Source organism: Achromobacter sp. 01N37, assembly GCF_056399725.1.
The window spans coordinates 534,027-550,420 of record NZ_JBFTRX010000001.1 but is presented as its reverse complement, the minus strand read 5'-3'; the positions used below and the strand labels follow the sequence as shown (position 1 = coordinate 550,420).

The 16,394-nt window shown below is 65.5% G+C and carries 10 protein-coding genes and 1 pseudogene; 1 reads left to right on the top strand and 10 read right to left on the bottom strand.

Features of this window, described 5'->3' with window-relative positions:
• Window positions 1-28: 28 nt before the first annotated feature.
• The 8 genes and pseudogenes from cheB to AC1DSJ_RS02325 form a co-directional block, all read right to left on the bottom strand.
• Entirely contained in the window at window positions 29-1,039 is a 1,011-nt protein-coding gene (gene cheB / locus AC1DSJ_RS02360) for a chemotaxis response regulator protein-glutamate methylesterase (protein ID WP_054421449.1), read from the bottom strand.
• Window positions 1,036-3,417, bottom strand: coding sequence for a hybrid sensor histidine kinase/response regulator (locus AC1DSJ_RS02355; RefSeq protein WP_441370924.1), 2,382 nt, complete (start codon window positions 3,415-3,417; stop codon window positions 1,036-1,038). The genes cheB and AC1DSJ_RS02355 overlap by 4 nt, the downstream gene beginning before the upstream one ends.
• A complete protein-coding gene (locus tag AC1DSJ_RS02350; RefSeq protein ID WP_441371077.1) occupies window positions 3,414-4,055 on the bottom strand; it encodes a chemotaxis protein CheW in 642 nt (213 codons plus the stop codon). Before AC1DSJ_RS02350 ends, AC1DSJ_RS02355 begins: the two co-directional genes overlap by 4 nt.
• 13 nt (window positions 4,056-4,068) lie before the next feature.
• Window positions 4,069-5,355, bottom strand: coding sequence for a CheR family methyltransferase (locus AC1DSJ_RS02345; protein WP_342066064.1), 1,287 nt, complete (start codon window positions 5,353-5,355; stop codon window positions 4,069-4,071).
• Window positions 5,356-5,519: 164 nt separating this feature from the next.
• Window positions 5,520-6,125 (bottom strand): annotated as a pseudogene (locus AC1DSJ_RS02340) (chemotaxis protein CheW); the annotation flags it as partial.
• An 8-nt stretch (window positions 6,126-6,133) separates the two neighbouring features.
• Window positions 6,134-7,753 carry a methyl-accepting chemotaxis protein gene (locus tag AC1DSJ_RS02335; protein ID WP_441370923.1) on the bottom strand — a complete coding sequence of 540 codons (1,620 nt, stop codon included), beginning with the start codon at window positions 7,751-7,753 and terminating at the stop codon, window positions 6,134-6,136.
• 257 nt (window positions 7,754-8,010) lie between these two features.
• A complete protein-coding gene (locus tag AC1DSJ_RS02330; protein WP_441370922.1) occupies window positions 8,011-9,504 on the bottom strand; it encodes an amidase in 1,494 nt (497 codons plus the stop codon).
• Window positions 9,505-9,638: 134 nt separating this feature from the next.
• Window positions 9,639-10,523, bottom strand: a complete 885-nt coding sequence (locus tag AC1DSJ_RS02325; protein WP_054421444.1) for a LysR family transcriptional regulator — start codon at window positions 10,521-10,523, stop codon at window positions 9,639-9,641.
• Between the two features lie 126 nt (window positions 10,524-10,649).
• Here AC1DSJ_RS02325 and AC1DSJ_RS02320 point away from each other — a divergent pair, with 126 nt between their 5' ends.
• Entirely contained in the window at window positions 10,650-12,413 is a 1,764-nt protein-coding gene (locus tag AC1DSJ_RS02320) for an MFS transporter (protein WP_441370921.1), read from the top strand.
• On the opposite strand, the gene AC1DSJ_RS02315 is transcribed toward AC1DSJ_RS02320, so the two are convergent.
• A complete protein-coding gene (locus AC1DSJ_RS02315) occupies window positions 12,410-14,680 on the bottom strand; it encodes an ATP-dependent DNA helicase (RefSeq protein ID WP_441370920.1) in 2,271 nt (756 codons plus the stop codon). The genes AC1DSJ_RS02320 and AC1DSJ_RS02315 overlap by 4 nt on opposite strands.
• Window positions 14,677-16,320: a VRR-NUC domain-containing protein gene (locus AC1DSJ_RS02310; RefSeq protein WP_441370919.1), complete on the bottom strand. Its 1,644-nt coding sequence runs from the start codon at window positions 16,318-16,320 to the stop codon at window positions 14,677-14,679. Before AC1DSJ_RS02310 ends, AC1DSJ_RS02315 begins: the two co-directional genes overlap by 4 nt.
• Window positions 16,321-16,394 lie beyond the last annotated feature (74 nt).

Genomic DNA, 16,394 nt, shown 5'->3' with positions numbered 1-16,394 from the left:
TCCTTGATGTCTGGCAATAGCAATCCGCTCAGGCAAATGCCTGAATCAAGCGGGGAGCAATTTGATCCAATGGTCTGATTTCCACGGCGGCCTCTAGTGCGGCAGCCGCCTTGGGCATGCCGTACACGGCGCTGGTGGCCTGGTCCTGGGCGATGGTCAGGCAGCCGCGTTCACGCAGCGCCTTCAAGCCGCGCGCGCCGTCCTGCCCCATGCCGGTCAGCAGCACGCCCACCGCCAGCCCGCGCCAATGCTGCGCCACGCTATGGAAGAACACATCGATGGAAGGCCGGTACAGGCTTTCCTTGGGGTTTTCGGTGTAGCGCAAGGTGCCATCGGCCAGCAGATGCAGGTGGTCGTCCGTGCCGGCCAAGAGTACCTGGCCCGGCAGCGGCCGTTCGCCTTCGCGCACCAGCCGCACCGGCAACAGCACCTGATCGTTCAGCCAATCGGCCATGCCGGCGGCAAACGACGCGTCCACGTGCTGCACCAGCACGATGCCCGCCGGAAAATTCAGCGGCAAATCGCGCAGCAATTGCGCCAGCGTCGCCGGGCCGCCTGCGGAAGCGCCAATGACCAGCAAGCGCTGGGCATCATGCTTGGGGGCAGGTTTCTCGACGGGTGTCAGCGCCGGGCGGTTGCCGTAACGGCCGATCAGCCAGCCAATGTTGCGGATCTTGCGCAACAAGGGCGCGGCGGCGGTGCGCATATCCGCGCCGCCGACGACGGGCGTATCCACCGCGTCCAGCGCGCCGTGGCCCATGGCGTCGAACACGCGCGACGTGTGACGGGCCACGTCGGCCGTCACCACGACGATGGCGCAGGGCGATTCCGCCATGATGCGGCGCGTGGCCTCGACCCCGTCCATGACGGGCATGATCAAGTCCATCAGCACCACATCGGGCCGATCGCGTGCGCATTGCGCGACGGCTTCTTCGCCGTTGGACGCCACCCAGGCCACTTGCAGGCCCGGTTCAAGCGCGATGGCGCGGCGCAGGGTCTCAACCGCCATTTGCAGATCGTTGACGATCCCGATTCTCACGTGAGTGCCTTTCCGATCAAATCTTCAACAGCGTCAAGCAGCGCATCATCGTGGAAGCTGCCCTTGGCCAGATAGTAATCAGCGCCGGCATCCAGCCCGCGCCGCCGATCCTCTTCACGATCTTTGTAGGACACTACCATTACCGGCAGGCTTTGCAACTTGGGATCGGCCTTGATGCGCGACACGAGCTCGATGCCGTCCATGCGCGGCATGTCCACATCGGTGACAACCAGGTCGAAATCTTCGCCGCGCAGCATGTTCCAGCCGTCCATGCCGTCTACCGCCACCGCCACATCAAAGCCGCGATTCACAAGCAGCTTGCGTTCCAGTTCGCGCACGGTCAACGAATCGTCAACCACCAGCACACGCTTGCGTCGGCGCGTCTGGACGATGGCGCCACCGCCATCCACGCGCGTCAGCCGGCCGCCTTCAATCAGCTTTTGCACCGACAACAGCATGTCTTCCACATCCAGTATCAACAGCGGCGTGCCGTCATCCATCAACGCCCCCGCCATCACGTCCTGCACCTTGCCCAGACGCGGGTCCAGCGGCTGGACCACCAGCGTGCGTTCACCCACATAACGATCCACGGCGATGCCGTACTGCGTGTCGTGGCTGCCCACGACCACCACCGCCACCGACTCCGCCCCCGGCGCGGGTTCGCCCGCGTGCAAAATCTGACGCGCCGAGACCAAGCCAATCTGCCGGTCCATGAAGCGGAAATGCTGATGGCCTTCCAATTGTTCGATGTCTTCCGCGCGCACCTGCAAGGCATGGTTGACGTAGGCCAGCGGGAACGCATAAATCTCGCCCTGCACCTCGACCAGCAAGCTGCGCACGACCGACAGCGACAAGGGCATTTCCAGCACGAAGCGCGTGCCTTGGCCCGTTGTCTGATGAATGCGCACCGCGCCGCGCAGTTGCCGCACCATGGTCTGCACCACGTCCAGCCCCACGCCGCGCCCCGAGATCTCGGTGACTTCGCCCCGCGTGCTGAAGCCCGACAGGAACAGGAATTCCAGCAGCTCGGCCTCGCTCAAACGCGCAGCCGTTTCGGAGTTCGTCAGTTTGCGCTGCACCACTTCCACGCGCAGCCGGTCCAGCGAAATGCCTGCGCCGTCGTCGCTCAATTCAATCAGCAGCATGCCTGCTGCGTGGCGCGCCGACAGCTTGATCAGCCCTTCGGGCGACTTGCCGGCATCCATGCGGTCCATCGGCATTTCGATGCCGTGATCCACTGCGTTGCGCAGCAAATGCATCAACGGCGCGTCCAGCTTTTCCAGGATGTCGCGGTCAACCTGCGTGGCGTCGCCTTCGATCTCCAGCCGCACTTGCTTGCCCAACGAGCGGCCCAGGTCCCGCACCATGCGCGCCATGCCGCCCAGCCCGTCGCCAAACGGCCGCATGCGGCACGCCAGCGCGGTGTCGTACAGGCGTTGCGCCAGATGGCTCATGCGCCAGCCGAATTCATCGACTTCGCTGGTGCGCTGCGTGAGCTCTTGCTGGCATTGTTCGACGATGCGCTGCGCGTCGTCCAACGCGGCCTGCACGCGCGCATCCACCTGCTGGCCCGCCAGCGCCGCGCGTACGCCGTCCAGCGCCTGGCCTGCGCCCGATTGCAAACGGCGCAAGCGCAGCATGGACGCGCCGAATGGCCCGATCCAGTGCGATTCCACCAGCGTTTCGCTGGACAGCCCCAGCAACTTGTTCAAGGTATCCGCCGTCACGCGCAGCACGCGTTCGCCGTCCGACAGCCCTTGGTCCGACGTGCGGCGCGTTAACGCCTGCGCGGCCGGCGCCTGAGACGCCGAAGACGGGGATGCCGATGACGGGAAACCTGATGACGGGAAAGCCGATGACGGGGATGCCGATGTCGGGAAACCTGATGACGTGGCTGCCGACAGCGTCGGCGGCGGATCATCCAGCCGCTGGATAGGCGGGAAGAAATCCGACGGCCGGGGTTCGCGTGGCGGCGTGGGCGGCGCGGCAGGCGGCGCGTTGGGCGCGTTGCTCAGGCGCATGACCAGGTCGTCGATCTCGGCGCCCAGCTCCACGCCGGGCGTGGCCACGCGCTGCAACAAGTCCGCGCCCAACAACAAGGCATCAATGTCGGTGGCCTGCAAGCGCAGGCGCCCTTCCTGCGCCGCGACCAGGCAGTCTTCCATGGCATGCGCGATGCGCACCGCCGGATGCAAGTCCACGATGCGGGCCGCGCCTTTCAACGAATGGGCCGCGCGCATGCAGGCTTCGAGCTGCGGCGCCGACGTCGGGTTGTGTTCCAGCGCCAGCAAGCCGTTGTTCAGCACCTGCACCTGAGTGCGGGTTTCCAGCTGGAACAGCTCCAGCAACGATGCGTCGCGCATTTCGTCCGGATTCACGCCAGGCTCCGTTCCAAAGCTTGCATCAACAAATTCTCGTCCAGTACGCCCACGCTACGCGTGCCGCAGCGGGCCACGCCGCGAGAGTATTTCAAGCTGGCGCCTTCAACCGTGGCAGGCAATGGCTCCAACTGGTCCAGGTCAACGGCGTGGATACCGTCCACTTCGTCCACCGGCAACACCACCGCGCGCCCTGCGCCGCCGAAGATCAGCATGCGGGCCGCGGCCGGCCGGTCACGGGATTCTGCGGCGCCCGCTTCCAGGCTGAGCAGACGCGCCAGCGACACACAGACGGTCAGCGTGCCGCGCACGTTCGTCACGCCCAGCACGGCGGGGTCGCGCCGATGCGGCAACGTCAGAATGGCGCGCGTGGCGGCCACTTCGTCCAGCGAGCGCGTGGGCAGGCCCAGCCATTCGCGGTTCAGGCGAAACACCAGCAGCGACGACAGCCGGGTGCTGTCTTGCCCGTCGGACTCGTCTTCCAACGATTCCATCTGCGGCGGCAGGCGGTCCAGGATGCGCTTGGCGGCGGTCGCGTAAACCGGGCAATTGCGGCAGTGCACATGGCCGGGCAACTGCTCGCAGCTTTTGTCGCCGCGAATGCCGATGCGGTTCCAGCAGTCGTCCACGTCGGACATGAAGGCAAGAGATTCAGTCACGTCGAGCCTCCTGTCGCGCCGCGCGGGCTTGCAGGCGGCGCGCGCCTTCGGTGTCGCCCGCCGACGCAATCAGCGCGGCCAGATGCAGCAGCGCTTCGCGGTGCGTCGGGTCCAGATACAGGGCCTTGCGATACGACGTTTGCGCCTGACGCGCGTCGCCTGCCGCATCTTGCAGCAAGCCCAACAGGTGCAACGCATCGGCGCTGGCGCCGTGGATATCCAGATGCGCCTGGCACTTGGCCATGGCGTCCTGCACCCTGCCCTGGTCGGCCATGGCCGCGATCTGGCGCAGCGAGGCGTCGGCGCTGGGCGTGTCAGGGCGAGCGGCGGGCGCTACGCGATCCATCGGCGCCGGCGCAATCGCCGCGTGCGCTAACGGCAAGCGCGCGGCCGGCGTCTGGGCGACGGGCCGGCGCGGCGGCGTCCACGCATGCACCATCGGCTTGGGCGGCGCGAACGTCTCGGCAGGCGGCGGCAGAGTCTGAGCCAGAAACGCGAACGAGCGCGCGACGGGCACGGCGGGCAGACGGCGCGCGGTCATCAAACTGGTTTCAGCCGGGCCGACGAAGATCACGCCGTCGCCGCGCGTGAAACGGCGCAGCACCTGCACGGCGCGTTCCTGGGTAGGGCCGTCGAAATAGATCAACAGGTTGCGGCAGAACACGAAGTCGTACGGCGCGGCGCCCGCCAACAGATGGGTATCGAACAGGTTGCCCTGCTGGAAGCGCACCCGCGCGCGAACCATGTCGGCTAGCTGGTGGCCGTCGGCCGTTTCAGTGAAATGGCGGCCGCGGTAGGCCAGATCGTCGCCCCGGAAAGAATTGCGGCCGTAGACCGCGCGCCGGGCGAATTCAACCATGCGCTCGCTGATGTCCACCGCGTCCACCTCAAAACGCGAGGCCGGCACGCCCGCGTCCAACAAGGCCATGGCGATGGAATACGGTTCTTCGCCGCTGGAGCACGGCACGCTCAGCACGCGCAACACGCGGTTGTCGGGCACGCCGACGGCAAACAAGCGCTCGCGCGCGAGCCTGGCCATGGCAGCCTGCGATTCCGGATACCGGAAAAACCACGTTTCCGGCACGATGACCGCTTCGATCAGCTGCTGCATTTCGGCGGGGTCGGTCTGCACCCGCATCAGATAATCGCGTTCATCCGCCGCATCTACCGCGCCCATGCGGTGGCGCACGGCGCGTTCGACGGCGGCCTTGCCGATGGAGCCGCTGTCCAGCCCCATCTTGCGTTTGAGCAAGGCGCTGAAATCGTCGACCAGATTCATGACGGGGTCCCGGGGTTTGCACCGGCGTTCGCCGCGGAATTCGCGCCGGAATTCTCGCCGGCATTCGCGTCGGAATTCGCGTCGGAATTCGCGTCGGAATTCGCGTCGGAATTCGCGTCGGCATTCGCGTCGGAATTCGCGTCGGCGTTTGCATCCCTGCGGTCGTCCGGCGGATACAACAAAGCCCGTACAGACGCCGGCAACAGGTCCGCCACCTTGACCGCCTGCACCATGCCATGCGCGTCGCTTAGCACCGGCCCCAGGTAACGCGCGCCGGGGTTATCCAGCCCGTAAGGCTTGAACGCGGCCGGGTCGTAGTGCACGGTTTCGGTCGCCTGCTCCAGAATCAATCCCAGCAAACGGCCGCCATTTCCGCTATTCCCGCTATTCCCGCTATTCCCACTATTCCCGCCATTTCCGCCATTTCCGCCATTTCCGCCATTCCCGCCATTTCCGCCATTCCCATCATCCGCGGCGTCCACGCCATAACGCACCAGCGCCAGACGCGTGCTGGTCACGGCAGCCGCTGCGCTCTTGCCGGCCAATTGGCTCATGTCGATTACCGGCACCGGCACGCCGCGCCGGTCCAGCATGCCCGCCACCCAAGCCGGCGCGCCAGGCACCTGCTTCAACACCCGCATCCCCAGCACCTCGACCACATCGCCCGCGTCCAGCGCATAGCGGTCGCCGCCGATGCGAAACAGCAGGTATAGCCGCCGCGCGGCCGCCCGGGCCGCGTTTGCGTCAGATGCCGGAGCCCATTGCGCCATGGCCCGGCTCACACCTTGAAGCGCGACACGCCGCTGCGCAGGTCGTTGGCCACCAGCGTCAGCTCTTCAATGGCCAGACTGGATTGACGCAGGGACTCCACGGTTTGCTGGGCGGCATCGCTCAGTTGCTGCAAGGCCTGATTGATCTGTTCGGCGCCGGTCGCCTGCGCCTGCATACCTTCGTTAACCATCTGCACGCGCGGCGCCAGCGTCTGCACTTGCTGAATGATCTGCGACAACTGGTCGCCCACCTGTTGCATGTCGGCCATGCCGCGCCGCACTTCTTCCGAGAACTTGTCCATGCCCATCACGCCCGCGGACACCGACGACTGAATCTCGCGCACCATCTGCTCGATGTCATAGGTGGCGACGGCAGTCTGGTCGGCCAGACGACGGATCTCGGTGGCCACCACGACGAAGCCGCGGCCGTACTCGCCGGCCTTCTCGGCTTCAATCGCCGCGTTCAGCGACAGCAGGTTGGTCTGGTCCGCTACCTTCGTAATCGTTGTGACCACCTGAGTAATGTTGCCGGCCTTCTCGTTCAGAATGGCCAGTTTGGCGTTGACGGAACCGGCTGCGCCCACCACATTGCGCATCGTGTCTTCCATGCGCGCCAAGCCCACCTGGCCGCTGCCCGCCAACGACGCAGTCTGCTCGGCCGCGCTGGACACTTCGGTCATGGTGCGGACCAATTCGCGGGACGTGGCCGAGATCTCGCGCGAAGTCGCGCCGATTTCGGTCGTCGTGGCCGCTACTTCTGACGCGGTGGCCTGCTGCTGCTTGGACGTGGCGGCAATTTCCGTAACGGAGGTCGCCACCTGCACGGCGGAACGCTGCGTCTTGCCGACCAGCCCGGTCAGCTCGTCGACCATGCCGTTAAAGCCGGTTTCGATGGCGTTGAATTCGTCTTTGCGCGCCAGCGACAAGCGGCGGGTCAAGTCGCCGCCGCCAGTGGATTCCAAGGTCTTGACGATGTCTCGCATCGGGTTGGCAATGGCGCGCATCAACATGACGCCGCAGATAATGGCGGCAACAACGGCCAGGGCCAGCGAGATCAGCATGCCCGCTTCGGCGGTATCGACCGCCTTCTGGATGCTGAGGGCCGAATCATCGGCCTGCTTTTTATTCTCGGCCACCATCTTGGCCAGGGTATCGCGGCCCTTATAGAACGCGGGACGCAGTTCAGTCTTGATACGTGCCTGCGTGCGCGCGACATCGCCGATAGCGGCGGGCGCCAGGATGTCAGCGCGGATACGCTTGTATTCCTGCAATTCCTTTTCGAATTCGTCGAACATCTTGCGGTCATCACCGCGCGCAATGGTGCGGCGGTACTGCTCAACGCTGTCGTCCAGTAGCTGATCATTCTTCGGCAGCGCTTCCAGCGCGGCGCGGCGTTCCTGATCGGTGTCCGAGTTGTAGGCGTCCTGCAGCACCACAAATCCGGCAAACCACGAGGAGCGGATGGACGTGCTGTAGTAAATGCCCGGCACGGCGTCGGTATTGATCGTGGCGACTTCCGCTTCGATATGCAGCAAGCGCCGGTAATCCACCACCACCATCAACGCCATGATGGCCAGAACAACCAGGAAGCTGGCCAGGATGCGCTGGCGGAGTGTCAGATTCTTCATGCCGGGAGACCTTTGTGCTGGACCAACGCTACAGCGCCCCGGAGGAACGCCGCTGAACGACCCGGCGCGCGTTGCCGCGCGCCTACGCCTGTTCATGACGGGATGTGGAGAGATTCACTAATTATTGCAAAGGCTGGCAGGCTGAGCCATGAAAAACAAGGGAAACCCCTGCATCATGGCCCGGTTCGTCGGAAAAATGCAAAGCCTGGTTACCAGTGCTTGTGTTTTACGGTGACAGACCGCACGCAATCCCGGGGTCAGGCGGGCGCCCGCCACAGCGCATCTGGCAACCGGGTGTTGACCCAGTCGGCGGCCGGTGCGCTGGCCTGTTCGTAGGCATGGGCCAGACGCAGCACGTCCACGTCCGCCTGCGGCGGGCCGATCAACTGCATCCCCATCGGCAGGCCTTGCGCGTTGAAGCCCACCGGCACGCTGATGACGGGGCAACCCGCCAGCGTCCACGGCGTTACCGTCTCCATCCAACGGTGATAGGTGTCCATGGGGCGCCCGGCAATGTGCTTGGGCCAGTCCAATGTGACGTCAAAGGGAAAGACCTGCGCCGATGGCACGGCCAGATAATCAACGTCTTCAAACATCCGCAGCACGGTCTGATACCAGGCGCTGCGCTCTTCAGTCGCCTGGTAGACCTGGCGCGCGGTCATGCCGTCCAGCCCTTCGACTTCCCAGATCACCGCTGGCTTCACGAGCTTGCGCGTCTCGGGGTTTTCGACCAGCCCGTGCAATTGGCCGCCCACCATCAGATGGCGGTGCGCCAGCCACATGCGCCACAAGCGGTCGCCCGCGAACGGCACTTGGTAGTCGGCAACCTTGCAGCCCGCGGAACCCAGCACGCCCAACGCCTGCGTGCAAAGGTCCAGAATGCCCGGCTCCATGGGCAGATAGCCGTCCCAGTCGCCCAACCAGCCGATACGTTTGCCGTGCATGTCCGCGTCCAGCGGCGCGGCGAACTGCGCGGGGTCATCACGCAGGGACAAGGGCGAACGCTTGTCGTGGCCCGCCATCACCGACAGCAGCAACGCCACGTCGCGCGGGGTGCGGCCCATGGGGCCTTCGTACGACAGCTGCTTCAAGAACACATCCGTCGACGGCCCGAATGGCACCCGGCCGGCAGACGGGCGCATGCCATACACGTTGCAGAACGCGGCGGGGTTACGCAGCGAACCGCCAAAATCGCTGCCGTCCGCCACCGGCAACAGGCGGGCGGCCAGCGCGGCGGCGGCGCCACCACTGCTGCCCCCTGCGGTCTTGGAGAGGTCATAGGGGTTGCCCGTGGCCCCGTACACCGCGTTATAGGTATGTGAGCCCAAGCCGAATTCCGGCACGTTGGTGCGTCCGATGAAAATAGCGCCCGACGCCCGCACCCGCTCGATCATGATGGAATCGTGCGGCGTCACCTGATCCTGATAGACCGGCGAACCCATCGACGTGACCATGCCGCGCACGGCCGTCAAATCCTTGGGCGCCTGGGGCATGCCGTGCATCCAGCCCAGCCACTGGCCCGCATCCAGCTGAGCGTCGCGCTCGGCGGCTTCGCGCAACAGCGCATCCGCGTCGCGCCGGGCGACGATGGCGTTGAGCTTGGGATTGACGTGGTCGATATGGGCCAGATAGGCGCCCATGACCTCGACACAGGACAGCTCGCGCCGCCGGATGGCGTCCGACAAGGCGTGGGCCGGCATGGCGACGATGGGATTCAAGCGGGTGGAATCAGCCGGCGTGGCGGGGGGCATGCAGGTCTCCTGGGGTGACTATTGTTGTCGGCACAGCGGTCGCTTGCGGCGCCGCTGAATATGATGCTCGTCATGCTAATGGCGCGTCCCCTTGGACACAAGTGGCTAATTTCAGCCCTGCCGTGCTGCCAATGTCACGGAAATAAATGCTGCGCCAAGTGGTCGACGAACACGCGTAACTTGGGCGATGCCTGGCGGCTGGCGGGCCACAGCGCCCACATCGTGCCGCTGCCGCGCGTGCGGTCCTCCATCACGATCTGCAATTGGCCTGCGGCCAATTCCCGGCGAATCGTAAAGTCGGGCAGGCAGACGATGCCCTGCCCGCCCACCGCCAACGCAATCCGCATCTCGACGCTGTTGCACACCAAGGTCAGCGGCAGCTCGAGCGGCGGCGCGTCAGGCCCCAGCTTCAACGGCCATTTCTCCAGCCGGCCCGTGGCCGGGTAGCGGTAATGCAGGCAGGCATGGCGCAGCAGATCGGCCGCGCGTTTGGGCGTGCCGTGCTCACGCAAGTAGTCGGGGGATGCCGCCAGCACACGGCGAAACGGCCCCAGGCGGCGGCGCTTCAGGCCGGAGTCGTCCATCTCGCCGGTGCGCACCACGGCGTCGTAGCCTTCGCCGATCACGTCGACCATCCGGTCGGTGAAATCCAGGTCCAGCTCCACCTCGGGGTAGTGGCGCATGAAGCTCGCGATGGTGGTGTCGAACAGCCCGCTGTAGCGCGGCAGGCTGACCCGCAGCTTGCCCTGCGGCGCGTCGGACGCGGCGGACAATTCCAGTTCGGCCGCCTCGACCTCAGACAGAATGCGGCGGCAACGGTCCAGGAATTTTTCGCCCTCGGGCGTCAGCGCAATGTGCCGGGTGCTGCGATGAAACAAGCGCACCTTCAAGCGCGCTTCCATGCGCGCCACGCTCTTGCCCACCGCCGATGGCGACACGCCCAGCACACGGCCGGCTTCGGAAAAGCTGCGCGTCTCCGCCACCAGCACGAACACGCCTATGCCGCTCAGGCTATCCATCCCACGCACTCCAATGCGAATCTCAATGCGGACATATTTGTCCGGAATCTTTGGAATCCTAGCCTATTTTTCTTTTATCTCTGGGCCCCTAAGCTTGGCCTCCCTGTCTACAGATGCCCTTGCGTTATGCCCACCCCTGTTGTCTCCGCGTCCCTTCCCAACGCGTCCCTTCCCAACGTTTCCCTTCCTCCCGCTTCCCTTCCTCCCGCTTCTCCCTACCGTTGGCTGCAACTGCTGTCCGCCTGCCTGACAGCCCTGCTCATTCCGTTGTGCTTCACCGGCCCCGCCGTCGTGTTGCCATCCATCAGCCACGCGCTGGGGGGAACGCCGGTTGAACTCAACTGGATATTGAACGGCTACATCCTGGCGTATGGCAGCGTCATCATGGTGTCGGGCAGCCTGACCGACCTGTACGGGCCGCGCCGGGTCTGGCTGTTGGGTCTGGTGGGGTTCTGCGCGGCCACCTTCGTGATTCCGTTTATGCCGACGGCCGCTTGGATCGACGTACTGCGGCTCCTGCAAGGCATGGGCGGCGCGGCCGCGTTCGCCGCTGCCATGTCGTCATTGGCGCCGCTCTTTCACGGCGTGGCGCGCACCCGCGCGTTCAGTTTGCTGGGCACTACCTTCGGCATCGGCTTGTCGTTCGGACCGCTCGCATCGGGCTGGATGGTGGAGGCGGCGGGCTGGGAATGGGTGTTCCTGGCCACGGGTGGCGTGGGCGTGCTGGGCGCCGTCATGGTCGCCATCAGCGTGCGCCCGACTACCGTTGCGGCGCAAGGCCGGCTGGACTGGCCCGGCGCGCTCACCTTTACCGGGGCGCTCGGGCTGTTCACCTACGGCATGCTGCTGGCGCCCGAGGCAGGCTGGAGGGATGTGTACGTCATCGGCGCGCTACTCGCATCCGTGTTGTTGGCCGTGGCGTTCGTGCGCATCGAACGCCGCGTCGCCCGCCCCATGCTGGACCTGAGCCTGTTTCGCAGCTCGCGCTTTGTGGGCGTGCAGGTGCTGGCGGCCTCGCCCGCGTTTTTGTTCATCGTGCTGATCGCGCTCTTGCCCGGCCGCTTCATCGGCATCGACGGCTACAGCGCATGGGAAGCCGGGCAGTTGATGATCGGCCTGGCCGCGCCGTTGCTCATCGTGCCGTTTGTGGCTGCGCTGCTGACGCGCTGGTTCCAGCCCGGCGTACTGTCGGCCGTCGGCTTGATTGCCGTGGCCATCGGCCTCTTGTGGCTGGCCAGCGTCATGGCCACCGGCGCGGCCGGTTTGTGGCTGCCCATGTGTCTGATCGGCATCGGCATCGGCCTGCCATGGGGCTTGATGGATGCGATGGCGGTCAGCGTCGTCGACGCGCGCAATGTCGGCATGGCGACCGGCATCTTCAACACCGTACGCGTGTCGGCGGACGGTGTGGCGATTGCAGTGGTTAGCGCCCTGCTGGCCGGGTTGATTCAGACGCAGTTGTCGGCAGCGCTACCCGGCGCCACCGATGCCCCTTCCCTGTTGATGGCGGCGAATCGCGCAGCGCTGGGTCAGCTGGAGGAAGCTGCGGCGCTGCTGCCGGCCGAGCCGCTAAATGCACGGGTGACGGCAACTGCGCAGGTGCCGGCCGAGCCACCGAATGCACGGGTGACGGCAACTGCGCAGGTGCCGGCGGCGGCACCGAATACGCCACCGCGTGCGCAGCCGCCCGCCATTGCGCTGCTGCAACACATCTATGACGACGCCTTCCGCGTGGTGCTGCATGTGTTGGCCGGCATCGCGCTGTTGACCGCGCTGGCGATCTACGCCTTGCTATGCAGGCGTGAGCGCATCGCCTCGCGGCACGGGGCGTCGGCCATTGACCGAACCGCTGCCCCGGCCATAACGCCACAGCAGAGCAACCGGGGCTAATCCACCCGCCACCAGCTCGGCAGCAGACCGCGCACTTTGGCGCGCCGATAGCGGTCGTCGATAAGATGCACCGTGCCCACATCCTGTTCGGTGCGGATCACGCGGCCTGCTGCCTGCACCACCTTTTGCATGCCGGGATACAGGTAGGTGTAGTCGTAGCCGTTCTCTTCGCCATAGCGCAAGTCCATGGCCCGCTTCATGTTTTCGTTCACTGGGTTCACCTGCGGCAGCCCCAGCGTGGCGATGAAGGCGCCTATCAGGCGCTTGCCCGGCAAGTCCACCCCTTCGGAAAACGCGCCGCCCAACACCGCGAAGCCCACGCCTTGGCCCGTGTCGGTAAAGCGCGCCAGAAACGCCGCGCGGTCGGCTTCGCCCATGCCCGGCGTCTGCAACCAGATCGGCACGCCCGGATGACGCTCGCGCATCAGGTCCGACACCTGCCGCAGGTAATCAAAGCTGCTTAAGAAGCCCAGGTAGTTGCCCGGCCGGTCGGCGTACTGGCTGGCGATCAAGTCGACGATAGGCGCAAGCGACCGTTCGCGGTCGCGATAGCGCGTAGACACGTTGCCCACCACGCGCACCGCCAGCTGCGCCGCTTGAAATGGCGCGGCCACGTCGATCCACGGGGTGTCTTTCGGCAAGCCCAGCGTGTCGCGGTAGAACTGCTGCGGGCTGAGCGTGCCGGAAAACAGCACGGTGGCATGCGCCGCTGCGTAACGCGCCGCCAGATACGGCGCCGGAATCACGTTGCGCACGCACAAGGTCGAGGGCCGCGTCTTGGCGCTGGCCACCCCCACGTCCGACAAGGTCACATCGAACAAGGCGTGCGAGCCAAACTGTTCGGCCAGCCGCATGAATTGCAGCGCCTGGAAATAGAAAACCAGCACCGGGTCGTCTTGCGGCAACGGGGTTTCCGCCATGGATTCCATGATGGCGCCCACCGCCTTTTGCACGGCCGACAACACACCGGGCGCCACCATCTCATAGGCCTGATAGCGTTCCGTCTGCTTCTTGTTCAACGCATTCCAAGAACGCTGCAAGCCGTCCAGCGGCTTCTTCAACGCTTTGGACGCGGCATAGCGCGCCGCCGACAACGACGCCTGATCCAGCTCGCCGGTGTACATGCGGCGCGCGCGGTCAACCAGGTTGTGCGCCTCGTCGACCAGCACCGCGACCTTCCACTGGTAGGCCTGCGTCATGGCGTACAGCATGGCCGACGAGTCGTAGTAATAGTTGTAGTCACCCACGACCACATCGCTCCAGCGGATCAGCTCTTGCGACAAGTAGTACGGGCAAACCTGATGCTCGCGGGCCGTGGCGCGCACGGTGGGCGCATCCAGCCGCACGTGTAGCAGCGCCGCTACGCGCGCTTCTGGCAGGCGGTCATAAAAGCCCTGCGCCAGCGGGCAGGAATCTCCGTGGCAAGCCAGGTCAGGGTGTTCGCAGGTTTTGTCGCGCGCTTGAAGATCCAGTACGCGCAAGCCGGGCGCCGCGGGCTGGGCGTTCAGAGTGTCCAGGGCTTCAATGGCCAAACCCCGGCCCGAACTCTTGGCCGCCAGGAAGAACACCTTGTCCAGCCCCGTGCCGGGGCTGGCTTTGAGCAGCGGGAAGATCGTGCCCAAGGTCTTGCCGATGCCGGTGGGCGCCTGCGCCATCAGGCAACGGCCATCGCGCGCCGTGCGGTACACAGCAACTGCCAGGTCGCGCTGGCCAGCGCGAAATTCGCCGTGCGGAAACGCCAGCTTTTCCAACGCCGCGTCACGCGTCTGACGATGCGCAAGCTCGGTCTTGGCCCACGCCAGGAACCGATTGCATTGTTCCTGGAAGAACGTGGCAAGTTCAGCGGCCTGGTGCGTTTCCACCAGCACCGTCTCTTCTTCGGTGACCACATTGAAATAAACCAGCGCCACGCGCACCTGAGCCAACCCGCGCGACTGGCACAGCAGATGGCCGTACACCCGCGCCTGCGCCCAGTGCACCACGCGGTGATTCTCACGCACGCTGTCCAGCGAGCCGCGATACGTCTTGACCTCTTCAAGCTGATTGGCCACGGGGTCGTAGCCATCCGCGCGGCCCCGCACCAGTAAGGTTTCATGCTGGCCGGACAGCGACACTTCGGTTTCGTAGTCCGGGCCACGGCGGCCCGTGACGACGGCATGGCCCGCCATGCCTTCCAGCCCCGTCGGCGCGGGCGTGAAGCGCAAGTCCAGGTCACCCGCCCGCGCCGTGAATTCGCACAGCGCGCGCACCGCTACGGCGTAGCTCATGCCGCGCCCTCCTGCCAACTGACATGGCAGACCCGCACGGGCATGCCGTGCGAGACGCAGTACTGTAGCCAGCGAATCTGGTTGTCTTGCAATTTGTCGCCCGGCCCTTTGACCTCGATGAGTTCATAGCGGCGCTCGGCCGGCCAGAAACGAATCAGGTCCGGCAGGCCCGAACGGTTGGTTTTGACGTCGCGCAGCAGCCGCGTGAAATACAGCTTCAGGTGCGTGGCGGGCAGGCAATCCAGCGCTTGCAACAGCAGCCCTTCCGACAAGGCGCCCCAGAACACGAACGGCGACTGCACGCCCGCCTTGTCGGCGTAACGCTGCAAGATCACGTCGCGATACGCGGGCGTGTCCAGCTGCGCCAGACAATCCGCGAACTGGGCCACGCGGCGTTGATGGAAATCGGGTGCGTCCAGATCGGCGGGGCCGCGCTGGAAAGGATGAAAGAACGCGCCCGGCAACGGCGCGAACACGGCGGGCCAGCACAGCAGCCCAAACAGCGAATTGATCAGCGCGTTTTCCACGTAATGCACGGGCGCGTCGTCTTGATGCAGATGGTCGCGCGTGACGAATTCCACTGCCGCAGGTGCAGCGGGACGCGGCAACACCAAGTCGGTACGCAGCAATGCGGGCGCCGCCGGCCGGGCCGGTTTACCCATGCCCGCGCTGCGATACAAGCGCGGCAGCATGCGCGCCACGCGCTGGCTTTCTTCTTCACTTTCGGGAGCGTCTTGCGCCAGCATGGCCAAAGCCAGGGCATCCTCAAACTGCCCCATGCGTTCATGGACACGGATACGGCGATGCCGCGCGCCCGGATACACGCAGCGTTCGTACGCCGATTGCGCGTCCGGCCAAGCCTGCGCGCGTTCACAGGCTTGGCCGATGCGAAACAAAACCTTGGCGCGCCGCTTTTCCAGCCAGGGGTTCTGGCTGGCGCACGCATCCACCGCCTGTAGCAGCGCATCCATCTCGGCCCCCTCATCCAGCGCCGCCCGGCACGCCTGCAAAGCCAGATAGCCGTCGACATCCGCACGCGTTTGAAACGCCCGGGACGACGCCTCGAACGGCACGGCCTCGTACTGGAACACCCCCAAGTCGGCCAGCACGAATTCCGACCAGTCTTGATAGAGGTTGCCAAAGAACATCAGCCGGAAGCGTTCGCAAAGATCGCCCACCATCACGCGCCAGACGGGCTCGTCCGCCGCGGGGTTCCACGCCGGATACGCCTTGGGTTCGGGCTGCAAGACGCGCATGGCGTCCAGCAGATCCCCCTTGCGCGCCGTGGCTTTCACCGGGGCATCGGCAAACATCTTGCACAGTTCCGGCTTGGTGTGCAGGGCGAAGAGTTCGTCCAGCGACATGGGCGCGCGCGCATCCAGCCACCCCAGCGCCACCAGCGGCACGGCGGCGGCTTCGGTGCTTTCGATTTCTTCGTACACCAGTCGGCTGGCGCGAAACCACGGCCCGCGCCGCATCAGCATGCGCACCATCAACGCCTGCGACGCCTGCGGCAAAGCCGAAAAATCAGCCAGGAAGCGGCGTTCGGCGGCATCCAGCAAGTCGGCGTAGCGGTCAGAGACCCACGCCAAGGCGCGCTGGAAATTGTGCAGGTAGTAGTAGCGATGCGGGGGAAACATGGGCCTGGCCAGATAGCTGGGTATTTATCCAGTAATCATAGCAGGCGCATCCGCCGCCGGTTGCGGAAAGCATG